A 21,439-nucleotide genomic window follows, 5' to 3' on the forward strand; every position below is an offset into this window, starting at 1 on the left:
ATCCGGGACAGGCGCGCGCCGTTCAGAACATCGGCGCGCGCACCTCCCGACTGTACAGCCACACCCGCATGACAGGCACCCCGACCATCACCGCCGCCACGCCATAGCGAACCACCCAGCCCGGCGCGTGCAGCGCCAGCAACGACAGAGCCAAGCCCGCGATCACGGCGATTTCGGCGTAGAGGCTGCCTTTCAGGATCGGGTTGTGGGCGTCCGCCCGCACCACGTCGCGCAGAATAGCTCCCAAGCTGGCGTTCATCATCGCGAAGGTCGGCCCCCACAATTCCAGCGGATGGCAGTTGAACTGAATGGCGGTGAACACGCCGGTCACGGTGAAGCCCGCCAACCCCACGGCGTCGAACACCACCAGCAAAGTCGTCGGTTTCAAACGCCGCGCCACATGCAGATACCAGCGCACAATGTCGAAAAAGAACAGCCAGCGCCCGCGCGCCAAATCAATCAGCCACAACCCGGCGCGGACCGCCAGCACCGTCGTGATGATCGCATACATGTAAGCCGGTTGCGCCAAGATGCCCGGCGGATTGCGCCCCGCGATCACATCCATCACCAGACTGCCGCCCAGCGCGGGCAGCCACGCCAGCACCAAGGCGCCGAAGATCGAATAGCGCTCCGCCCGCGCGATGGTGATCCCCGACAGGGCGAAGGCCACGGTTCCTATCAGGTCAAGGAACAGAAACCATGGCGCGTTGACCACCTCGCCAAACGACGCTGACGCCCCCATCGCGGCACGCTCTCCCTCAAGACGGAATGTCCATGGGACTTGCCGGGTTTTTCGGCGGCGCGTCAAGCGCTTGCGATGATTGACCTCCTCGGCGCTCCTATCCAGCGACGCCGCTGGGGGCCGTCACCGCGTGTTCCTTCAAGATGGCTTCGGACACCGACGACACCTCGACCAACTGCACCTCGTAACCCCAGAGGTTGGCGATGTGGCGCAGCACCGCCTTGGCGTCGCTTTCGTCCAGCAAGACGCCGTTGGTGACGCGGTGGTGCAGGATCAGCTTGCGGTCGCCCGCCAGATCGACGTCGACGATCTGGATGTCCGGTTCCAGGAAGCCCAAATCATACTGCCGCGCCAGCATCTTGCGGATGGAGCGGTAGCCGCGTTCGTTGTGGATGTGATCGACCAGCAGATAGGGGTCTTCGGCGTCGTCGTGCACGCTGAACAGCTTCAGCTTCCGCATCAGATGCGGGCTGAGATATTGCAGGATGAAGCTCTCGTCGCGGAAATTGGCCCAGGCCTCGCGCACCGCCGCCATGCCGTCGCCCCGCCCGGCCAGATCGGGGAACCATTGCCGGTCCTCATCGGTCGGTTTTTCAGCGATGCGAACGATGTCCTGCATCATGGCGAAGCCCAGCGCGTAGGGGTTCAGACCGGAGAACCGCTTGTCGTCAAACTCCGGCTGGAACACCACCGAGGTGTGGGAGTGCAGGAACTCCAGAAACGCCCCTTCGCTGATCTGCCCGGTTTCGTGCAGGCGGGTCATGATCTGGTAATGGGTGAAGCTTGCGCAGCCCTCGTTCATCACCTTGGTCTGTTTCTGCGGGTAGAAATATTGCGCGATGTGACGGACGATGCGCAGCAGCTCGCGCTGCCAATGCTCCAGACGCGGCGCCTTCTTTTCCAGGAAATAGAGGATGTTCTCCTCCGGCAGCCCCAGCATTTTCTTGCGCTCCGACACCGATTTGGGCGCGCGCTGACCGGCGACGGGTTTGGGGACCGTGCGCCAGAGGTCGTTGAAGGTTTGCTCCTGATACTCCTGCCGCTCGCGCTCCCGCTTCTGCTCCAGCCGCAGATCGAGCGTGCGCTTTTTCGGGTATTTGTGGACGCCCTGGCTCATCAGCGCGTGGGCGGCGTCGAGCACCCGCTCCACCGCCGCGTAGCCGTAACGCTCCTCGCACTGGCTGATGTAAGCCTTGGCGAATTCCAGATAGTCGAGGATGCCTTCCGCGTCCGTCCATTGCTGGAACAGTTGGTTGTTCTTGAAAAAATGATTGTGGCCGAAGGCGGCGTGGGCGATCACCAGCGTCTGCATCGTCATGGTGTTTTCTTCCATGATGTAGCTGATGCAGGGGCTGGAGTTGATGACGATCTCATAGGCCAGACCGCGATAGCCCTTGCGGTACAGCATCTCGTCGCGGGCGAAATGCTTGCCGAACGACCAATGCTTGTACATCAGCGGCATGCCGATGGACGAATAGGCGTCCAGCATCTGTTCGGCGGTGATGACCTCGATCTGGTTGGGGTAGACGTCGAGGCCCATCTCCTTCAAGGCGATGTGTTCGATGGCGTCGTAGACGCGCTTGACCTTGTCGTAATCCCAATCGACGCCGTCATAGAGCAGCGCGTCCGGTTTGGTGATGACAGCCGTCATTCTCGACCCTCCTCCGTGTTCAGCACGGATGACGTTCAGGCGATGATGCTCCAGGCGGATGGCGCCGCGCGTCAGGCTCCGACCTTGTCGCGGGCGAAGAGGTCGCGGAAGACCGGGAAGATCTCGCGGCGCGAGCGCACCCGCCGCATGGCCAACGGACGATCCGGCCCCTGAACCTGCTTGTAGGTCCGCCACAGCTCCGTCTCGCGGCCCAGCGCCGACAACCCCATATTGTGCTCCGCCGCCACCTCGATGTAGGCGAAATACTGGCAGAGCGGCAGGATGGCGTCACGCAGCAGCCCTGCCGATTTGGCGTTGTCCGACGACATGTTGTCGCCGTCCGACGCCTGCGCGGCGTAGATGTTCCAATCCTGCGCCGGATAGCGGTCCGCGATCACCTTGCGCATTTCCTCCAGCGCGGTGGACACCACGGTGCCGCCGGTTTCCGCCGAATAGAAGAAGGTTTCCTCGTCCACTTCTTTGGCCTCGTGGGTGTGGCGGATGAACACGATGTCCACCGCCCCATAACGGCGTTTCAGGAACAGGAACAGCAGCATGAAGAAGCGCTTGGCCAGATCCTTCATATGCTCGGTCATCGACCCGGACACGTCCATCAGGCAGAACATCACCGCCTGGGCGATCGGCTTCGGCACCGAATCAAAGCGGTTGTAACGGACGTCGATGGGGTCGATGAAGGGAATGCGTTTGGAGCGCAGGATCTGCCGCTCCAACTGCTCGCGCAGCGCCTGGATCTGCTCCAGATCCTCGCCCGCCTCCTCGGCCTCCTTCAGCAGAGCCTGAAGCTCCTGGATTTCGGCGGGTTTGGGGCGGCGCAGGGCGATGCGGCGGGACAGGCTGTTCCGCATGGTCCGCACCAGGCTGAGATTGGCAGGCGATCCCGACACCGAATAACCGGCCCGCGTCAGCGTGTGCGATTCCGTCTGCTTGACCTTTTGCTTCACCAGATCGGGAAGCTCCAAATCCTCCAGGAAGATGTCGAGAAACTCGTCGCGCGACAGGACGAAACGGAAATCATCCTCGCCCTCGCCGTCGGCGCTGCCCTCGTTGCCGCGCCCACCGCCGCCGCCGTCCGGGCGCTGGATGGTGTCGCCCTCGACATACTCCTTGTTGCCGGGAACGACGTAATCGCGCACGCCGCCGGAGCCGGAGCGGTGGAAGGAGGGTTCGCGCACGCCGCCGGCGGCGATCGTCACCTTCTCGCCATTTTCGATGTCCGTGATGCCGCGCTTGCCCGAAGCGTCGCGCACCGCCTTGACCACTTGCTCCTTCGCACGCCGCAAGAAACGCTGGCGGTTGGCCAGACTCTTGCCCTGCGGGTTCAGGCGACGGTCGATGATGTTCATCAAGGGACTGGCCCTCCCACCCGTTGCTTCACGCACCCTTGTTCCTATGTGGGGGGCGGCGGGGCGGCGCACAGCCCCACCCCGCCGCGATCCCGCAAACGCTCACCCCGCCTGCTTGACCCGCATGTACCATTCGACCAGACGGCGCACCTGCCGTTCGGTGTAACCGCGCGAGGTCATGCGGGACACGAACTCGGTGTGCTTCTTCTCCGTCTCGCCGTCTTTCTTCGAGCCGAAGCTGATGACCGGCAGCAGATCCTCGACCTGGCTGAACATCCGCTTTTCGATCACCTCGCGGATCTTCTCATAGGACGTCCAGGACGGGTTGCGCCCGGAATTGGCCGCCCGCGCCCGCAGGGCGAATTTGACCACCTCGTTGCGGAAGTCCTTGGGATTGGCGATTCCGGCGGGCTTCTCGATCTTGGTCAGCTCCTGATTCAACAGCTCGCGGTTCATCAACTGGCCGGTGTCGGGATCCTTGAAATCCTGATCCTCGATCCAGGCGTCGGCGTAATCGACATAGCGGTCGAACAGATTCTGGCCGTAGTCCGAATAGCTTTCCAGATAGGCTTTCTGGATTTCGTTGCCGATGAATTCGGCGTAGCGCGGCGCCAAATCCGCCTTGATGAACTCGATGTATTTCTTCTCCATCTCCTCCGGAAACTGCTCACGCTTGATCGACTGCTCCAGCACATACATCAGATGCACAGGATCGGCGGAAATCTCGGTGGAATCATAGTTGAAGGTGGAGGCGAGAACCTTGAAGGCGAAGCGGGTGGAGATCCCGCCCATGCCTTCGTCCACCCCGGCCTGATCCTTGTACTCCTGCATGGATTTGGCTTTGGGGTCGGTTTCCTTCACGCTTTCGCCGTCATAAACCCGCATTTTGGAATAATAGCTGGAATTCGGATGCTCGCGCAGCCGCGACAGCACCGAGAAGCGGGCCAGCATTTCCAACGTCGAGGGCGCGCAGGGCGCGGTGGCCAGATCGGAGCTTTGCACCAGCTTGTCGTAGATCTTCTGCTCTTCCTGCACGCGCAGGCAGTAAGGCACCTTGATGACGCAAATCCGGTCGATGAAGGCTTCGTTGTTCTTGTTGTTCTTGAAGGTCTGCCACTCCGCCTCGTTGGAGTGGGCGAGGATGACGCCCTGAAAGGGGATGGCGCCGATGTTTTCCGACCCGACATAGTTGCTTTCCTGCGTCGCCGTCAGCAACGGGTGCAGCATCTTGATCGGCGCCTTGAACATCTCGACGAACTCCAGCAACCCCTGGGTCGCCCGGTTCAGGCCGCCGGAAAAGCTGTAGGCGTCGGGGTCGTTCTGGCTGAAAATCTCCAGCTTGCGGATGTCCACCTTGCCGACCAGCGAGGAGATGTCCTGGTTGTTCTCGTCGCCCGGTTCGGTCTTGGTCACGCCGATCTGGCGCAGCTTGCTGGGGTGCAGCTTGACCACCTTGAAGCGCGAGATGTCGCCGCCGAACTCGTCCAGCCGCTTGACCGCCCACGGACTCATCAGCCCGGTCAGGCGGCGGCGCGGGATGTTGAAGCGGTCTTCCAGCGCCTCGCCCATGTCCTCGGGGCTGAACAGGCCAAGCGGGCTTTCAAAGATCGGGCTGATCTCCTTCCCCGCCTTCAGGACATAGATCGGGCATTTCTCCATCAGCGTCTTCAAACGCTCGGCCAGAGAGGATTTGCCGCCGCCGACCGGACCCAGCAGATACAGAATCTGCTTGCGCTCCTCCAAACCCTGGGCGGCGTGGCGGAAGAAACCGACGATGCGTTCGATCGTCTCCTCCATGCCGTAGAATTCGGAGAAGGCCGGGTAGATCTTGATGGTTCGGTTCATGAAGATCTTGCCCAACCGGGGGTCGCGGGCGGTGTCGACCACCTCCGGTTCGCCAATCGCCGACAGCAGCCGCTCGGCCGCCGTCGCGTAGGCCATGGGATCGTCGCGGCAGATCTGGAGATAGTCCGTCAGGGACATCTCGGTCTCGCGGCGACCTTCATAGGATTGCGCGTAGCGCGTGAACAGTTCGTCAGCCGGGAACATTGGTCGCTCCGTCTTATCTGATCCGATGCGTCAAGCCGTCGGTGAACCCGAACGGCCCTGGCGGCTTTCGCCGCAGTCCATGGAACAAGCCAAGAGGCAACACGGGGCGCTGTGGGCCGCGCCCCGCTCACCGGAAGAAGTCGGCGCCGTGATCCGATGGAGAACCATCCCGGCCCGGCGATGACCCAAGCCTGCGGGGTTCCCCCAAAATCTTAATCTATGGCGAAGCCCGCCCGATTCCAGGAGACGGGCCGCAATACGGCAAGAGATCCTGCGCGCCACGGCCTGTGGTTGCGGAAAACCCGAATTGGCGAGGTTTTGGTGTGTGTCACGGAATTGACCGGCGGCGTCGTCAAACGCCCATCCAGTCAGAACATGTTGCCCGGCGCGGATCGACTGGGCGCCCGTGTTCACGCCATAGCCCCCCTCAAGGTTGTTGTCCCGCAAAACCGACTGTGTCGCTGTGGTTACACCTGACTCTGCGCTGCAATGATTAACAAAAACTCGCTTTCCCGCTGCGGCTTATCCCGATCACCACGTCATTACCATGACGATGCAAGAGTTTGCCCAAAACGAGTGGGCCTGCGCGAGGCCTGCCCTTGAATGAATGGTGCGGCTCAATTCCCAACCCGCCAAGCTGGAAATTGCGGGACGGTGGGGCGCAGGCTCCGCAAACCCCTCGTCAACAGCCGTTAAAAATATTGAAAATCAATGGATTGGCCGTCTTGCCACAGGGTGGCAAAAAAAATGCTGCACCCCCGCCCCGAAACGCTTCAGCGCTCAGTTGCTGACAGACAGGCGCTCGCTCAACACGCGGCGCAGGGTGTCCGGCGTGGCGGGCTTCGCCAGAATCGCGTCGGCGCCGCTGGCCTCCGCCTCGGCCAAACGATCCTGATCGGCCCTGTTGGTCATGAACACGACGGGAAGCGCGCGGCGGCGCGGATCCGAACTGCCGCGCAGACTGCGGACGAAACCAAAACCGTCCATCGGCTGCATTTCAACGTCGCACAGGATCAAATCCGGCGCGTGAGCCTCCACGGCGGCCAGACCGCTTTCACCATCGGCCGCCTGATGAACCACCGCCACGCCCAAGCCGGTCAACATGCGGACCAGAACCATGCGCGTGAAGGATTCGTCTTCAATCACCAGCACCGACACACCGTTCAACGCATCACCCGCCGCCATGCCGTCGCCCTTTCCACAGCGGATCGTTTGCGCGCCGCCTGCGAATTTGTGTGTACGATGGCACTTTTATTCATGCAAGCGATTCGCAAGGAAAGATCGCATCATCGCCAAACCGTTGCGCGACCGGGTCCCCTGCGGTTAGATCAGGCATGAGCTTCCTTGACCACATCCGCGCCTGCAACGCGCATGACCTGTCCGGATTCCGCCGCTTTGAGCTGGATGGGCAGTCGTTGGGTTGGATTCGCCACGCGTTGGCCGAGGATCTGGCCGCCGCCCTGCCCGGCTTCGTCACCACGCCACGCCGATTGACCATGGCCCCGGAGGTCGTCGGTTTCGCCGCGCGCTCCGCCCTGCTCGACCGCGCCGCCCGGCGATTGGCGGGGCAAGGCGTCATTGCTCCGCTGCGCGGCGAGCATTATCCGGTGGGAACGGGTTGGGGCGTTCCGCCGCTGGCCCAATTGGACCGCGCGGCGGCGGCGGTCTTCGGCACGGAATCCTATGGACTGCACGTCAACGGTTTTGTGCGCGGCGAGGACGGCGGCCTGTCGCTGTGGATCGCCACCCGCGCCCGCGACCGCGCCATCGCGCCCGGCCAATACGACAACATGGTGGCGGGCGGCCAGCCCATCGGCCTGTCGCTGGCCGACAATCTGCTGAAAGAGGCGCAGGAGGAGGCGGGCCTGGACGCCGCGCTGGTTCGTCGCGCCACGCCGGTCGGCGCCCTGCGCTATTGCCTGGAAACCCCCGAAGGACTGAAGCGCGACCGCCTGTTCCTGTATGATCTGGAGCTTCCCAACGGCGTCACGCCGGTCAACACCGATGGCGAGGTTGAATCCTTTGCGCTGCGGTCGCTTGATTGGGTTGCGGAGTCCGTGCGAGAAACATTAAATTGGAAATTCAACGTAACCCTTGTAATCGTTGATTTCCTGATCCGTCATGGCTATTTGACCTCCGAGAATGAACCAGACTACTTGGAGATTATTGATAGCCTTTAGAGGAATAAGTCTATGAAAGTGGGTTACACGACGATCCTCATGATTCGGAGCCCCCTATGAACACTGAGGAAATTTTATCAAACTGGTATAATGGATGGCTTTTTTGGTCGTCTTTTTATTATATTACAGGATTTTTATCAATATTGCTTCCAGCAGTGCTGGCCGCTGGATTTCCTGAAAAAGACAAACCGAAAAGACTGGTTTCCGCCTTAATCGCCGTATTGCTTTCAACAATCGCTTGGCTTCAACCCGGCTATCGCGCCACAAAAAAAGCTGATGGACTCGCCTGCCTACGGAATTTAATTGCCACAAGCAATCTTTCCGCCCCTGAGAAATTCAAAGAATGCCTTGACGCATACAATTACAAATATGTTGAGGTCGATGTCGGCACGATTAAAGGACTGACTGAAAAATCCAGCCCGTGATTTACATGGAAAATCCGGCCATCGCCCGCACCGCCGCCGGGCTGTGGCCCTCCTCGCGCAGGGAGCGCAGGGATTGCGCCCGGTCACGCTTGGCCAACCGCTCGCCCGCCGCGTTGCGCAGCAGCGGATGATGGTGGTGGTCGGGCGGATCGAAACCAAACAGCGCCTGCAACAGCCGGTGCAGATGGGTGGCGAAAAACAGATCGACGCCCCGCGTCACCAGCGTCACCCCCTGCCGATGGTCGTCCAGCGTGACGCTGAGATGATAGCTGGTCGGCGTGTCCTTGCGCGCCAGCACCACGTCGCCCAGCAGCGCCGGGGTCGCCTCCTGCCAGCCTTCGGCGCGGTCGTGCCAGCGCAGCGGCCCGGCAAGCTTTTGCGCCTGCGCCACGTCGAGCCGCCACGCCCAGCTTTCCCCCGCCGCCATCCGCGCCGCCCGTTGGTCGTCGGACAGCGCCCGGCAGGTTCCGGGATAGAGCGGCCCGTCGGGGCCGTGCGGGGCCGCGCCAGCGCGCGCGATCTCGGCGGCGATGTCTTTCCGGGTGCAGAAACAGGGGTAAACCACGCCCATCGCCTGCAACCGCGCCAGCCCGGCGCGGTATTCCTCCAGATGCTCGGACTGGCGGCGCGGCGGCCCATCCCAATCCAGGCCAAGCCACGCCAGATCCTCGATCAGGTCGCGCTCGAAGGCCGGGCGGCAGCGGTTGGGGTCGATGTCCTCAATGCGCAGCAGAAACCGCCCGCCCGCTGACCGCGCCGCCGTCCAACCGAACAGGGCGGAATGGGCGTGGCCCAGATGCAGATGCCCGGTGGGGCTGGGGGCGAAGCGGGTGACGGGAGCGCTCATGCCCGGTTTATACCCAGCCGTCGCCGCGATGCCCATAGGGACAAAAAGGTTACACGCCCGTGAAGTTTGTCGCCGACAACACCCCAGCGTGTTGTGCCACCCTGCTCAATCCACTATATCTGTGATGGTCCTGGCGCAGCGATTCGGCGACGGCGGGGCAGAGCAGACCTTAAGATCCCGCAAGGCTGGGATCCTGTGAGGAGGGAGTGGCCGTTGGTTCCACCACCCAATCATTGTCCGGCTCTGGTGCTGAACGCGGATTTCCGTCCGCTCAGCTACTTCCCCTTGTCGCTGTGGTCCTGGCAGGAAACGGTCAAGGCGGTGTTTCTGGAGCGGGTGAACATCGTCTCGCACTATGACCGCGTGGTGCGCTCCCCCAACTCCGAATTCCGCCTGCCCAGTGTCATTTCCTTAAAAGAATTTGTTCCGGCAAGCCGCCGCCCCGCCTTCACCCGCTTCAACGTGTTCCTGCGCGACCGATTCACCTGCCAATATTGCGGGCGTCCCTTCCCGACCCACGAATTGACCTTCGACCATGTGATCCCGCGTTCGCGCGGCGGGCGGACGACCTGGCAGAACGTCATCACCTCCTGTTCCGCCTGCAATCTGGCCAAGGGAAACCAGATGCCGCAGGTTTGCGGCATGGTTCCGCTCAGTCCGCCCTTCCAGCCCAGCGCGCACGAACTGCAAGAAAACGGACGAGCCTTCCCGCCAAACTTCCTTCACGAAAGTTGGCGGGATTTTCTTTATTGGGACACCGAACTCGATCCGTTGTGAGTGGTCGGGCTGGGCGCGCGCTCCGCGTCACACCCGCTCGGCCACCCAGATGACGGCCTTGGTTCCGGCCTTGATCGCGGCGGACAGGACGGGATAGGCCGGGGCCTGTTCGGCCTCGTTGGCGAGACCGATGTCGCGGTGCTCGACCTCTTCGGCCTGGAACACGCGGATGCTGTCGGCCAGTTCCGCTTCGTCGGGGCCGAGATGCTTCAATTGCTCCTCGTAATGGCCCTCGATCACCTCTTCGACGGCGACGGTGCAGGCCATCGCCGCGCGCTCGCCCAACAGCGCCGTGCCCGCGCCCAGCAGAAAGCCGGTGAGATGCCACAGCGGTTGCAGCAACGTCGGGCGCACCTTGCGGGCGTTGAGCTGCTTTTCAAAATAGTGCAGATGCACCAGCTCCTGGTCGGCCATGTGGCGCAGCGTCTTGCCGTGCCGCCCCTTGCCCAGAACGGAAATCTGCCCTTCGTAAATGCGCTTGGCCCCATATTCCCCGGCGTGATCGACGCGGACCATGCGGGCCAGCCGCTGGCGCGGCGTCGGATCGCCGGGCAGCGACCCAACCATACGGGAAGCGGGGGAGTTCAGCGTGGTGGATTCGGTCACAATGCGGTCCTCGACACCGGGGTGCGGGTGTAGGCGACGCGGGCCGCGACGAAGGCGAACACGGCCAGCCCCAGCGAGATGACCACGTTGTAGCCCGCCATGGAAACCCCGAACAGCGACCACGCCACTTCGTCGCAGCGGGTGACGGGGGCGGCCATCACCTGGGCGCGCAACGCCTCCAGCGAATTCGCCATCGCCGCGCCGCCGCAGGACGAGGTTCCGGCCCACCAATGCTGCTCCACCCCGACGTGATAGGCGGCGATGCCCGATCCGGCCAGCAGGGCCAGCCCGCTCGCCACCAGCAGAGCGTCGCCCAGCCCCTTCCATTGGCGGAAGACCAGCGCGGCGATGGAAAACACCACCACCGCCACATAGGGCCAGCGCTGCATGACGCACAGCACGCAAGGCTGGTAATCCAGCACGAACTGAAAGAACAACGCCGAGGCCAACACGCCGACGCTGGCCAGCGCCAGCAAGATCGTCGGAAGGCGCGGATCGTCAAGGGAGTGAGGGATCGTCTTCATGCCCGACAGAGTAGCGCGCGGCGGCCCGTTCGGCCAGCGATCCGCGACGCGCGCGCCCCGCTCACCGGCATGGCTGGGTCGCCGCCGACGTCAGGGAATAGATCGGCGCGCGCCATCGTCGCCTCACTCAAAAATCGCGCATGCGCTGTTTTCCGCGCAAATTTACCCTTTGCGTTTTCCCGCGAGTGCGCTAGAAGGAGCGCCGTTGCGGGCGTGGTGGAACTGGTAGACGCGCCGGACTCAAAATCCGGTTCCGAAAGGAGTGTCGGTTCGATTCCGACCGCCCGCACCACCTTCTTCTGAATGATCGTTTGGTCGAAACGGCTTCGCCGACTGGCCCCATGGGGTTGGTCGATGGCGGGCCGTTTGGCGTTTTGGGCCTCTTTCAATCATCCCTCATCGCATCACCGCGCAAAACGGCCAGACTCGTGGCGAGGCAAGGCGCGCTCCGCCCTTGACCAATTAATTAGAAATCACTAATTTATAACCCAGCAAGACCGCAAGGCGGCCTCTCCGCCGATCACAGAAGGATGATGGTTCATGCACAAGAATTGGCCGCAAATGGCGGGTGAGTTGTCCGGCGCCATCCGCGATCTGCGCGGCGGCGCGCCCGAGGTGATGAAGGCCTTTTCCGGCATGGCGCAAGCCGCGCTGAAAGCCAACGCGCTCGACACCAAAACCAAGGAGTTGATCGCGCTGGGCATCGCCGTCGCCATCCGCTGCGACGGCTGCGTCGCCTTCCACGCCGAAGCCGCCCTGAAGCAAGGGGCCAGCCGCGACGAGGTGATGGAAACGATGGGCATGGCCATCTATATGGGCGCCGGCCCGTCGGTGATGTACGCCGCCCAAGCGGTCGAAGCCTTCGACCAGTTCGCGGCCAAAACCAAGGATGCGCCCTGACGCCAAAGCCTGAAGATGGTGCGGGCGGCGGGACTCGAACCCGCATGCCTAACGGCGAGGGATTTTAAGTCCCTAGCGTCTACCAGTTTCGCCACGCCCGCGCCTATCCACGGATCACCGGGCCGCTGCCCGCCGGGGTTGAATACAGATGCATGCAACGCGCCGTCCCGTCGTCATGACTTAGACAATTGCCGGGGGTTGGGTCAAGCCCCCCTGCGCATCCCGACGATCATTCCCATATGAGTGGGGTTGCAACCCTGGGCATGGGCATTTCGTATGGAAACGGTCGATTGGCTGTCGCTGACCGCGTTGGCGATGGTCGCCATCCTGGTCGTCCCCGGCGCGCTGCGCCACAACCGGGGCGTGGTTCTTCGCAACGCCGCGCTGTGGTTGGCGGTGATCGTCGCCCTGGTCTGGGGGTATGAACGCTTCGGGCCGTTCGGCTTCTAAAGGACGCGCGCGCCGTTCAGAGTCGCGTGTCTTCGTTCAGCGCCATGATGCCGATTCCCATGGAAACGCTGCCAAAGGTCAACATCAGGCTGGCGTACAGCATGACGACCGCCTCCACCGCGTAATCGCTGTTGCCGATCAGCGTCGCCAAATGGGCGACGTCGAACCACAGCAACCCGCTGGCCAGAACCACGGCCCCGGCGAGGCCCGCGACCAGATGGCGCAGCAGGAAAAGGATGGCGGTTTTTTCAAATGGTTTCATGGCGCGATGCGTCACAGCGGCGGCCCTTGCGTCAACAACAAGATAGGTTGGATGTCGGGGCGGACAACCCGCCCCGCGCGAATCATCCCTTGGTTCCAACGGTCACGTTCGGGGTTCCGCCCAGGCGGCGGACGATCTCGGCCAACGCGTCGGCGGCGGCGATCACCTCCGCCTCGTCGGTTCCGCGCAGCACCAGGCTGACGCCGAAATAGCCGGAGCGGAAATAGGGATAGCTCCCGATCTCCAGATTCGGATGACGGTCTTGCAGGGCGCTGAGGTCGGCGGCGATGACGCCCTCCCCCAACTCGCAAGCCACGGTGCGGGCGTGCAGCTCCGGCCCGCCGACCAGACGCGGCAGCACCCCGTCCAGCATGGCCCGCATGATGTTCGGCACCCCGGCCATGACGAAGACGTTGCCGATTTGGAAGCCCGGCGCCTGGCTGATCGGGTTGTCGATCAGGATTCCGCCCGCCGGGATGTTGGCCATGCGCAGCCGCGCCTCGTTCAACTGACCGGCGGCGTAATGGCGCTCCAGCCGGGCCACGGCCTCCGGGTTGCGTTCCAACGCGACGCCGAACGCCTTGGCGACACAGGCGGACGTGATGTCGTCGTGGGTCGGCCCGATGCCGCCGGTAGTGAAAACGTAATCATACCGGGCGCGCAGCGCGTTCACCGCCGCGACGACCTCCTCCTCGACGTCCGGCACGACGCGGGCCTCGCGCAGGCGGACACCGATTCCCGACAGGGTTTCGGCGATGTGGCCAAGGTTGGCGTCCTTGGTCCGACCCGACAGGATTTCATTGCCGATGACGAGGACGGCGGCGGTGGGGTTCATCGAAACTCTCTCCGGTGTGACATGAGGCCGGGCGGTGTGGCGCGGGGATGGGGCTTGCGCAAAGCCGGGGGCAACGGTTAGCGTCGCGCGACACGATGCGCTTTCCGACCCCTCTTCTTCAAGGCCGACTGATCCGGCGTTACAAGCGTTTCCTCGCCGACGTCGATGTCGGCGGCGAGACGATGACGGTTCACGTCCCCAACTCCGGCAGCATGATCGGGTTGGACGAGCCGGGATCGCGGGTCTGGCTGTCGCGCTCCGACAATCCCAAACGCAAGCTGGCCTGCACGCTGGAGCTGATCGAACCCAGCCCGGCCTGGGGCGCCGGGCTGGTCGGCGTCAACACCGGGCATCCCAACGCGCTGGCCGCCGCCGCCATCGCCGCCGGGACCATCCCGGAATTGGCGGGTTACGCCCGGCTGCGGCGCGAGGTGAAATACGGCGTCAATTCCCGCATCGACCTGCTGCTGGAGGACGAATCCCGCCCGCCCTGCTACGTCGAGATCAAGAACGTCCATCTGCGCCGCCCGGATCGCGGCGACGGGCTGGCCGCCGAATTTCCCGATTGCGTCACCACGCGCGGGGCCAAGCATCTGGCCGAACTGTCGGCGATGGTGGCGCAGGGCTGCCGCGCCGTGATGCTCTATCTGGTCCAGCGCACGGATTGCGCCCATTTCAGCACGGCGCGGGATCTGGACCCCGCCTATGATTCGGGCCTGCGCCGGGCGTTGGATTCCGGGGTCGAGGCGCTGTGTTGGTCTTGCGCAATCACGCCGGACGCGATTGAATTGGATCGCCCGTTGCCGTTGCGGCTATAGGCCGCATATTTGTTCATCACCTGTGATCGCTTGGTCTTGCTTGGGGGCTTACCGTCTTGGAACACAACAACGTCGAACCCAACCGCGTGCGGCTGCATGGCCCAGAAGGCTTCGAGGGCATGCGCAAGGCCGGTCGTTTGGCCGCTTTGACGCTGGATTTCATCGGCCCCTACGTCCAACCGGGCGTCACCACCGGCGAGCTTGACCGGATCCTGGAACAGTTCATCCGCGACCATGGCGCCATCCCGGCCCCGCTGGGCTATCGCGGCTTCCCGCGCGCCAACTGCATTTCGGTCAACCACGTCGTCTGTCACGGCATCCCCGGCGACAAGCGCTTGGTCGATGGCGACGTGCTGAACATCGACGTCACCCCCATCGTCGATGGTTGGTATGGCGATTCCAGCCGGATGTATCTGTGCGGAAATGTCGGGGTGAAGGCGCGCAAGCTGATCGACGTCACCTATGAATCGCTGATGCTGGGCATCGCCGCCGTCAAACCCGGCGCGACGCTGGGCGACGTCGGCCATGTCATCCAAAGCCACGCCGAGGCGAACCGCTTTTCCATCGTGCGCGATTTCTGCGGCCATGGGTTGGGTCGCGTCTTCCACGAGCCACCGTCGGTCCTGCATTTCGGCAAGCCGGGCGAAGGCGTCGTGCTGCGCGAAGGCATGATCTTCACCATCGAGCCGATGCTGAACGCCGGACGGCCCGACGTGAAGATTCTCAGCGACGGCTGGACCGCCGTGACCAAGGACAAATCCCTGTCCGCCCAATTTGAGCATTCCATCGGCGTGACCGCCGCCGGGGCGGAGATCTTCACCCTCTCCCCCGCCGGTCACACCAAACCGCCCTACCCCGAGGCGGACGCCTGAGTCGTCACTCTTTTTACGAGCGCGCCATCTGGGCGCGCTCGCACCAAGGCCGTATAGTGTCGCCACACAAACCTATGGCGATTGGGGCGATGGCGGCGGGCAAACAGAGCAAGAGCGGAACGGGAAAGCGCGCGACCGGCGGCGGTCTGGGCGACGCCGGAGTCTCGCCCGATCTGCTGGCGGAGGTGGAGGCGCGGGCGTCAACCACCGCCACAGTCCAACCGACGCCCACAGACGCCGACGACGAACCCCATCACACCGGCCACCGCGAGCGTCTGCGCAGCCGTTTCTTGGATCGGGGCGCCGACGCGTTGGCGGATTATGAACTGCTGGAAATGGCCCTGTTCGCCGCCATACCACGCTGTGACGTCAAGCCATTGGCCAAGACGTTGATTCAGGCCTTTGGCGATTTGTGGGGCGTGGTCAACGCGCCGCCCGAACGGTTGCGCGGGTTTAAGGTCGGCAAGGCGTCTATGAACAGCGACAACGCCGTCGCCACCTTGCGGGTGATTGGGGCGGCGGCCTTGCGGGCGATGCAACAGCGGGTGATCGACCGTCCGGTGTTGGCCTCGTGGCAGGCCCTGTTGGATTACTGCGCGGCGGCGATGGCGCATGAGCCGACCGAACAATTCCGCCTGCTGTTCCTCGACCGCAAAAACATCCTGATCGCCGACGAGGTGCAGCAGCGCGGCACCGTGGACCACACCCCGGTTTACCCGCGCGAGGTGGTCAAGCGCGGGCTGGAACTGTCGGCCAGTTCGGTGATTTTGGTCCACAACCATCCCACTTGGCCTTTTTGATCACGTTCAATCACGCTGCATCACCTTGAAACACAAGATATTTTTGACTTGCCGCAGAGTCGGTCATTATAGCATATTGGGGTCGGTTTTAAGGAGATTGAGGCCCTTTTTAACCCCAGTCGCCGACCCCAGGAACCCGTCGAGCGACCCCAGTTGAAAGCCGATGGAGAACTCCAGTGCCAAGCCTTACAGATGGAGAAATTCGCCGAGCCCTGAAGCAGGTGGAATCGACCGGCAAGCAGCTCAGCCTTGTCGATGGCGAGGGTCACGGAACCGGCCGGCTGGTGCTCGTGATGAAGCCCATGCCTACGCGCGTGACGGCAGACTGGATGGCGCAGCAATGGCGCGATGAGAAGCGCCTCAAGAAGAAGCTCGGCTCGTATCCCTCGATGCCCCTCAGCAAGGCCCGCGAGATATTCAACCGCGACTTTGCGGATCTGATCCAGAAAGGCCGTAGCATCAAGATTGCCGGTGACACGCGACCGGGAACCGTCGCCGACCTCTTCGAGGCGTATGTCGCCTACCTCAAGGAGGGTGGGAAGTCGTCTTGGAAGGAGGCGCAAAAGGGCCTCAACAAGATCGCCGATACGCTCGGACGCAACCGCCCGGCCCGCGATATCGAACCGGATGAGATCACAGCGATCATTCGCCCCATCTATGAGCGCGGCAAGCGTTCAATGGCCGATCATGTGCGCAGCTACATTCGATCCGCGTTTAGCTGGGGCCTGAAATCCGAGCACGACTACCGCTCCACCGCCGCGCGTCGCTTCCGGTTGACCTACAACCCCGCCGCCGGCATACCGACCGAACCCAAGACCATCGGAACACGCTGGTTGAGCGAGGAAGAGTTCGTTCGGCTCTATCGTTGGCTCGAATGCCCCGACACCCCGATTCATCCCGCCTATGCCCGCGCTGTCCAAATCATCATGCTGACCGGCCAACGGGTCGAGGAAATCGCTCGTCTGCATGTCGATCAATGGGACGCTAAGGAACGAATCGTCGACTGGACCAAGACCAAAAACCTTCAGCCGCACGCTGTTCCAGTGCCCTCGTTGGCTGCCGAACTGATCGAGTCGATTATGCCGAACGAACATGGCTGGTTCTTCCCCTCCGCCAAAGACCCGTCGAAGCCCGTCAGCCACGGCACCCTCTACAGCTTCATCTGGCGCCAACGGGATCGCGGGGTGATCCCCCATGCGACCAACCGCGACCTCCGTCGCACCTTCAAGACCCTGGCCGGCAAGGCGGGCGTCCCGAAAGAGATCCGCGACCGCCTCCAGAACCACGCCTTGCAGGACGTCAGCTCCAAGCACTACGACCGCTGGAACTACATGGTGGAAAAGCGCGCCGGCATGGCGAAATGGGACAAGTTCGTCCGTGCCATGCTCGCAAAGAAGCGCCTGAAAACGGCGGCATGAGCCTCCGCCATATCATAGGGCAATCGTTAGTGGGATAGAGGCCGTCATCGAAAGGAGACGGGCGGATGAGGCGCAGCCGGTTCAATGAGGAGCACATTGACATGGCGGAAGGCTCGGGGAAGCTATAAAGCGCCGGAGTGGGGAAAGACTGAAGGGGACGGAACCCCCTCGGCCTTTAAGTGCGTACAGGACGCGTTCAAATATCCGGCTTAACGCATCAAGTTAGATCGACACATAAGGCAACCGCCACCTTCAACACATACTACAGTATGTAATTTCATCATCTTGACACATCCCGATTTTCCCTGGATTATATCTTTAGGTATAGCGCCTACGCTCGGCGACGGGCATATGTGAAAATCAATAGTTCAAATGGATAACTATTAATTATCCCTAACGCCATGGTTCAAGAGAATGCCAGACGATCCATTCTCACATATGTCGTGGAAGGAATTTGAAGATTTTGTTATCGATCTTCTTGATCGAATATACATTACCTATGGGGTAAGAGTCGAAAAGACACCGTATCAGAACGACGGAGGTCGTGACGGCTACGGCAGTCTTTTCATTGCGCCCTTTCACCAGGACATAGGAGCAGATCTTTCTCTTGCGCTGCGTTTCTGGGCAGAAGTAAAGAAAAGATCATCCGGAAAAGTCGATATCGACGACATTGGTGGCCACCTTATTCTTGCGATTCACAGAAGTGTGAATAAGATAATATTTATCACAAATGGGAATTTTTCCGAGCGGGCCTTGCATGTATGTGCACAAGTTGGCCGCCGCCTGAATGTCGCCGTGGCTTTCATCAATGGCACAACCCTGAATCAACTGAATCATCATTATTCGACGGAGACGTCTCCGGTCCCCTCCTTTACAAGCACGAGCGAATTTCCAGGAAAACCGGATAGGACTAAAGGCCTATCTCTCCGGACCGGCTTCGTCGCCGGCCCGGAAGATGAACTCGACACGGCCGGTTTCGACTTGATGCTCGAAAGGGGGGAAATCGGATATTGGGTCTGTGAAATCTCCGGTCGGATGACGGGGCTCGACGGCGGCATCGCCCTTACCTGGCCGTCGGAAACCGACGGCGGTCTTCAGACGGCCTGCCTGTCACAGCGCCATTTCGATGTCGAAGCGCTGGACATGCTCCAACGTTTCGTCTTCGCCTGCTGGAGCAATGAGTCCGGTCGATTCGCCGCGGCCCTCCCCACGGTCATCGAAACCGGGACCGGACAGGTCCTGCCGGTAACCGTTCAACACGGTCACGGGATGCTGGTCGTGAACCAGACGATCCTGGTCGGCGACCTGCCATCGTCGCGTCTGAACATCATCGCGGACATTGAAGCCGATTTCACTCTTTCGCCGGGGCAAACCGGTGTGAGCTGCGCGATGATCGAGGCGAACGCCGGAACCGGCAAGTCCTTCCTCGTCGATCGGTTGCGGCAGAAGATCCTCAAGGAAGGCATCCGAGAGGTCCGGCTGGACGGAGAACGCCAAAGCCGGGTCGACGCGGTGGTCCAGGCCGTTCTGCGCCAGGCGTTTCCGCTTCCAGCCGATATGCTGCCTTCGGTGTCGGCCGCCGCTCTGCAGGGCTGGCTGCAGATGGCGGAGCAGCCCGATGATCCCGACAGCGCCATGGGCCGTTCGGCGGATGCAGCGGATATCATTGCCCTGATGTCCGGATCCGACGCCCAGGCGACCGATCCGGAGGTCGTCAACCTGATCGCCGCCACGCTCATCAACGCATCGGCTTCCGGCAGCGTCATGCTGACGTTCGAGGATCTGCACAAGGCCAACGCATCGGTCCTGGATTTTCTTCAGCGCCTCGTCGCCGCTCTCACGGCGCGCAAGAAAGGCAGGGTGCATCTGCTGCTCACCACCCGTCCCTACATCGCACCCGGAATCAAGGAAGGGGAGCGGGGTGAGTGGGAGAAGGCGCTGCGCGCGTTCGATTCATTCTCCGGCCGGGTTTCCATCCATCGGTTGCAGGCGCTGTCGGCACCGGAAGCTCGTGCCCTGCTCCAGGCTTCGCTGCAGCATCTGTCCGCCGCGGAGGCGGATATGATCATTGGTCAGGTCGGCACAAGTCCATTTTTCCTGAAGGAAACCCTTCAATTCCTCCGAACCACGGGCACTGTTGCCCTCGACGGCACCGGTCGTGCCTGGCTGGAACGACCGGAAGGAATCCATGATGCCGTCCGCCGCAGCGCCCTGCTGACGGCGACCGAGGCACGCTTGCAGTGGCTGGTCTCCCGGACAGGCGGTTGGCTCGAACGTTTCCTCGTCGCCGCGGCCTGCCTCGGCAAGCAATTCGGTCTTGCCGACGCGTTGGCCACCTGCAACGGCGACGGCGCGGACCTCGATCGCGGATTGAAGCTCTGCGCCGATCACGACGTCCTGCACCGCGTTCCTCGGGCTGTGGGAGAGACGGTGGCGAGTCTTTCCTTCGATCACGACCTGATCCGCATGGCGGTGTTGCGCAACGCCGGTTCGTCCTTCATTGCCGAGACGGCACAGCGGCTTTGCGACCTACCCGCCCGGCAAGCGCCGGATGGCAGCCGGCTCGTGCTGTCCTATCTGGCCGGTGTCGGTGGCACCTGCCTGCAGACCGCCCATCTGCTGCTGAAGGAAGGGAAGACCAGACGCAATCACTGGGAAACGCTCCAATATGCCCTGATAAGGGTGTCGGTGCTTTTCGCCAGCGATGGGGTCTGGCGAACGGAGACATTTCTTCGCCCGCATCTGGAAGGCTTCGACGACGCCTTTGCCTTTGTCGAGCCGCCGCGGCTGCCGCAGACCCCGGCGCCATCGGAAATGATCGGAGGCATCCTCGACCTTCTGGAACAGATGGAGCATGTCGGCATGCTCGAAAGCGAACTGTCCGCCCGGTTGATCACGCTCGGCGCTATCAAGGCCGAATACGCTGGCGACTGGCACGGACAGGCACGCTTGAAGTTCTTCGATGGCCGGCGCCTCTTCGGCCGGAACCAGTACAAGGACGCCTATGGTCTCTTCCAGGAAGCGGAAGCCGACTGGCCCGCAGGACCAGCGGCGAGCGATCCGATGCTGGCGAAAATCCGCTTGCGAATTGCCATCTGCGAACGTCACCTCGGGCGGTTGGACGATGCCCGGGCAACAATGGTGCGGGCGTTGCGCCTGCGTGGCGGCTCCGACTGGCATCTGTTCGAACAGGTGGCGGCCAATCTTGGGGCCTTCTACATGTACACCGACCAGAAGCGTGCGCAGGGCTATTGGGAAAAAGGCCTGCGTGTTGCCCGACTGTCGGGCCACGCCGACGAGCTGGTTCACTTCACCAACGATCTGGCCCATCTCAAACTGATGCAGGGGGATTATCGCGGCGCCCTGGTCAGCGTCAACGAAGTCGACGAGATGGTCCGGAACCATAGCCTGCTCAAGGAAGGGATCCGGTGCAACATCTTCCGCGGATGCGCTTTCCTTGCCTTGGGGCGCCTGTCCGCAGCCCGGCACGCCCTTGCGCAGGCCGAGGAGCAGGCTGTTGCCAACAATGATCTGCGACGCCTGTGGCGGGTGCGGGCGAACATGGGAACATTGGCCGAGCTCGAGGGCGACGCGGGGCAGGCGATGATCCGCGATCGCCAATCGCTCGTGCATATGCCGATCCACACGGAGTTTCGATACCCGATCGGCGTCCATGACCGCGGCAACCGGGTTGTCGGTGCCTTGATCAACATCGTCTCGCGGTATCGCTCCATGCCGGACGCCTACCACGCCATTCCCGACGTCCTGGGCGAGCCTGCATGGTCTGCGGCGGTCGCGCTGGCGAATGAACTGGACGGCACGGAAACCGGTTCACAGAGCTTCGCCGGCGGAATCCTGTGCCTCCATCATCCGGTCGGCGACGGCATGCGGCGCCGTTTTCTCATCACGGAATAAGGCG

General features: G+C 62.4%; 20 protein-coding genes and 2 tRNA genes. 11 read left to right on the forward strand and 11 right to left on the reverse strand.

Annotated features, from left to right (window positions below):
- Window positions 1-22: 22 nt before the first annotated feature.
- The 5 genes from ACODS4_RS12935 to ACODS4_RS12955 form a co-directional block, all read right to left on the reverse strand.
- A complete protein-coding gene (locus ACODS4_RS12935) occupies window positions 23-742 on the reverse strand; it encodes a trimeric intracellular cation channel family protein (protein WP_488864210.1) in 720 nt (239 codons plus the stop codon).
- Between the two features lie 97 nt (window positions 743-839).
- Window positions 840-2,393, reverse strand: a complete 1,554-nt coding sequence (locus ACODS4_RS12940; RefSeq protein WP_488864211.1) for a SpoVR family protein — start codon at window positions 2,391-2,393, stop codon at window positions 840-842.
- A 71-nt stretch (window positions 2,394-2,464) separates the two neighbouring features.
- On the reverse strand, window positions 2,465-3,757 hold the full coding sequence (locus ACODS4_RS12945) for a YeaH/YhbH family protein (protein ID WP_488864213.1): 1,293 nt from the start codon (window positions 3,755-3,757) through the stop codon (window positions 2,465-2,467).
- A gap of 102 nt (window positions 3,758-3,859) precedes the next feature.
- Window positions 3,860-5,806: a PrkA family serine protein kinase gene (locus tag ACODS4_RS12950; RefSeq protein WP_488864215.1), complete on the reverse strand. Its 1,947-nt coding sequence runs from the start codon at window positions 5,804-5,806 to the stop codon at window positions 3,860-3,862.
- A 780-nt stretch (window positions 5,807-6,586) separates the two neighbouring features.
- Entirely contained in the window at window positions 6,587-6,991 is a 405-nt protein-coding gene (locus ACODS4_RS12955) for a response regulator (protein WP_488864217.1), read from the reverse strand.
- 149 nt (window positions 6,992-7,140) lie between these two features.
- Between ACODS4_RS12955 and ACODS4_RS12960 the strand changes: the two genes are divergently transcribed.
- Together ACODS4_RS12960 and ACODS4_RS12965 are read left to right on the forward strand one after the other, a co-directional pair.
- The gene (locus ACODS4_RS12960; RefSeq protein ID WP_488864219.1) at window positions 7,141-7,986 is read left to right on the forward strand and encodes an NUDIX hydrolase; all 846 of its coding nucleotides are present in this window, start codon (window positions 7,141-7,143) and stop codon (window positions 7,984-7,986) included.
- Between the two features lie 56 nt (window positions 7,987-8,042).
- Entirely contained in the window at window positions 8,043-8,411 is a 369-nt protein-coding gene (locus ACODS4_RS12965; protein ID WP_488864221.1) for a hypothetical protein, read from the forward strand.
- Window position 8,412: 1 nt separating this feature from the next.
- Here the strand turns inward: ACODS4_RS12965 and gluQRS are convergent, their stop codons facing one another.
- Window positions 8,413-9,258, reverse strand: a complete 846-nt coding sequence (gene gluQRS / locus ACODS4_RS12970) for a tRNA glutamyl-Q(34) synthetase GluQRS (RefSeq protein ID WP_488864223.1) — start codon at window positions 9,256-9,258, stop codon at window positions 8,413-8,415.
- Window positions 9,259-9,471: 213 nt separating this feature from the next.
- On the opposite strand from gluQRS, the gene ACODS4_RS12975 reads away from it, so the two are divergent.
- Window positions 9,472-10,035 (forward strand): HNH endonuclease, encoded by a 564-nt coding sequence (locus ACODS4_RS12975; protein WP_119830147.1) that lies wholly within the window; start codon window positions 9,472-9,474, stop codon window positions 10,033-10,035.
- 27 nt (window positions 10,036-10,062) lie between these two features.
- Here ACODS4_RS12975 and ACODS4_RS12980 read toward each other — a convergent pair whose 3' ends face one another.
- A complete protein-coding gene (locus ACODS4_RS12980; RefSeq protein WP_488864378.1) occupies window positions 10,063-10,602 on the reverse strand; it encodes a demethoxyubiquinone hydroxylase family protein in 540 nt (179 codons plus the stop codon).
- A gap of 35 nt (window positions 10,603-10,637) precedes the next feature.
- The gene (locus ACODS4_RS12985; RefSeq protein WP_488864225.1) at window positions 10,638-11,165 is read right to left on the reverse strand and encodes a disulfide bond formation protein B; all 528 of its coding nucleotides are present in this window, start codon (window positions 11,163-11,165) and stop codon (window positions 10,638-10,640) included.
- Window positions 11,166-11,372: 207 nt separating this feature from the next.
- On the opposite strand from ACODS4_RS12985, the gene ACODS4_RS12990 reads away from it, so the two are divergent.
- Window positions 11,373-11,457: transfer RNA gene (locus ACODS4_RS12990), tRNA-Leu, on the forward strand.
- Window positions 11,458-11,705: 248 nt separating this feature from the next.
- Complete coding sequence (locus tag ACODS4_RS12995; protein WP_488864227.1) at window positions 11,706-12,065, forward strand: carboxymuconolactone decarboxylase family protein; 360 nt, start codon at window positions 11,706-11,708, stop codon at window positions 12,063-12,065.
- A 16-nt stretch (window positions 12,066-12,081) separates the two neighbouring features.
- On the opposite strand, the gene ACODS4_RS13000 is transcribed toward ACODS4_RS12995, so the two are convergent.
- Window positions 12,082-12,166 (reverse strand) — tRNA-Leu (locus ACODS4_RS13000).
- Window positions 12,167-12,341: 175 nt separating this feature from the next.
- On the opposite strand from ACODS4_RS13000, the gene ACODS4_RS13005 reads away from it, so the two are divergent.
- Entirely contained in the window at window positions 12,342-12,515 is a 174-nt protein-coding gene (locus ACODS4_RS13005; protein ID WP_488864229.1) for a hypothetical protein, read from the forward strand.
- Between the two features lie 16 nt (window positions 12,516-12,531).
- Here ACODS4_RS13005 and ACODS4_RS13010 read toward each other — a convergent pair whose 3' ends face one another.
- Both ACODS4_RS13010 and ACODS4_RS13015 read right to left on the reverse strand, forming a co-directional pair.
- Window positions 12,532-12,777: a hypothetical protein gene (locus ACODS4_RS13010; protein WP_488864231.1), complete on the reverse strand. Its 246-nt coding sequence runs from the start codon at window positions 12,775-12,777 to the stop codon at window positions 12,532-12,534.
- An 82-nt stretch (window positions 12,778-12,859) separates the two neighbouring features.
- Entirely contained in the window at window positions 12,860-13,612 is a 753-nt protein-coding gene (locus ACODS4_RS13015) for a competence/damage-inducible protein A (protein WP_488864233.1), read from the reverse strand.
- 95 nt (window positions 13,613-13,707) lie between these two features.
- Between ACODS4_RS13015 and sfsA the strand changes: the two genes are divergently transcribed.
- The 5 genes from sfsA (at window position 13,708) to ACODS4_RS13040 (ending at window position 21,435) form a co-directional block, all read left to right on the forward strand.
- Window positions 13,708-14,430 (forward strand): DNA/RNA nuclease SfsA, encoded by a 723-nt coding sequence (gene sfsA, locus ACODS4_RS13020; protein WP_488864235.1) that lies wholly within the window; start codon window positions 13,708-13,710, stop codon window positions 14,428-14,430.
- A 56-nt stretch (window positions 14,431-14,486) separates the two neighbouring features.
- Complete coding sequence (map, locus tag ACODS4_RS13025; protein ID WP_488864237.1) at window positions 14,487-15,302, forward strand: type I methionyl aminopeptidase; 816 nt, start codon at window positions 14,487-14,489, stop codon at window positions 15,300-15,302.
- Between the two features lie 89 nt (window positions 15,303-15,391).
- The gene (locus ACODS4_RS13030) at window positions 15,392-16,102 is read left to right on the forward strand and encodes a JAB domain-containing protein (protein WP_488864239.1); all 711 of its coding nucleotides are present in this window, start codon (window positions 15,392-15,394) and stop codon (window positions 16,100-16,102) included.
- Between the two features lie 176 nt (window positions 16,103-16,278).
- Window positions 16,279-17,520: a tyrosine-type recombinase/integrase gene (locus tag ACODS4_RS13035; protein ID WP_488864241.1), complete on the forward strand. Its 1,242-nt coding sequence runs from the start codon at window positions 16,279-16,281 to the stop codon at window positions 17,518-17,520.
- A gap of 414 nt (window positions 17,521-17,934) precedes the next feature.
- Window positions 17,935-21,435 carry a restriction endonuclease gene (locus ACODS4_RS13040; protein WP_488864243.1) on the forward strand — a complete coding sequence of 1,167 codons (3,501 nt, stop codon included), beginning with the start codon at window positions 17,935-17,937 and terminating at the stop codon, window positions 21,433-21,435.
- Window positions 21,436-21,439: the final 4 nt, after the last annotated feature.

This window comes from Azospirillum sp. FG154 (assembly GCF_057809575.1).

Coding starts and splice junctions, on each gene's coding strand:
- ACODS4_RS12935 (WP_488864210.1), bottom strand. CDS start 742: ATGGGGGCGTCAGCGTCGTTTGGCGAGGTGGTCAACGCGCCATGGTTT.
- ACODS4_RS12940 (WP_488864211.1), bottom strand. CDS start 2,393: ATGACGGCTGTCATCACCAAACCGGACGCGCTGCTCTATGACGGCGTC.
- ACODS4_RS12945 (WP_488864213.1), bottom strand. CDS start 3,757: ATGAACATCATCGACCGTCGCCTGAACCCGCAGGGCAAGAGTCTGGCC.
- ACODS4_RS12950 (WP_488864215.1), bottom strand. CDS start 5,806: ATGTTCCCGGCTGACGAACTGTTCACGCGCTACGCGCAATCCTATGAA.
- ACODS4_RS12955 (WP_488864217.1), bottom strand. CDS start 6,991: ATGGCGGCGGGTGATGCGTTGAACGGTGTGTCGGTGCTGGTGATTGAA.
- ACODS4_RS12960 (WP_488864219.1), top strand. CDS start 7,141: ATGAGCTTCCTTGACCACATCCGCGCCTGCAACGCGCATGACCTGTCC.
- ACODS4_RS12965 (WP_488864221.1), top strand. CDS start 8,043: ATGAACACTGAGGAAATTTTATCAAACTGGTATAATGGATGGCTTTTT.
- gluQRS (WP_488864223.1), bottom strand. CDS start 9,258: ATGAGCGCTCCCGTCACCCGCTTCGCCCCCAGCCCCACCGGGCATCTG.
- ACODS4_RS12980 (WP_488864378.1), bottom strand. CDS start 10,602: ATGGTTGGGTCGCTGCCCGGCGATCCGACGCCGCGCCAGCGGCTGGCC.
- ACODS4_RS12985 (WP_488864225.1), bottom strand. CDS start 11,165: ATGAAGACGATCCCTCACTCCCTTGACGATCCGCGCCTTCCGACGATC.
- ACODS4_RS12995 (WP_488864227.1), top strand. CDS start 11,706: ATGCACAAGAATTGGCCGCAAATGGCGGGTGAGTTGTCCGGCGCCATC.
- ACODS4_RS13005 (WP_488864229.1), top strand. CDS start 12,342: ATGGAAACGGTCGATTGGCTGTCGCTGACCGCGTTGGCGATGGTCGCC.
- ACODS4_RS13010 (WP_488864231.1), bottom strand. CDS start 12,777: ATGAAACCATTTGAAAAAACCGCCATCCTTTTCCTGCTGCGCCATCTG.
- ACODS4_RS13015 (WP_488864233.1), bottom strand. CDS start 13,612: ATGAACCCCACCGCCGCCGTCCTCGTCATCGGCAATGAAATCCTGTCG.
- sfsA (WP_488864235.1), top strand. CDS start 13,708: ATGCGCTTTCCGACCCCTCTTCTTCAAGGCCGACTGATCCGGCGTTAC.
- ACODS4_RS13030 (WP_488864239.1), top strand. CDS start 15,392: ATGGCGGCGGGCAAACAGAGCAAGAGCGGAACGGGAAAGCGCGCGACC.
- ACODS4_RS13040 (WP_488864243.1), top strand. CDS start 17,935: ATGCCAGACGATCCATTCTCACATATGTCGTGGAAGGAATTTGAAGAT.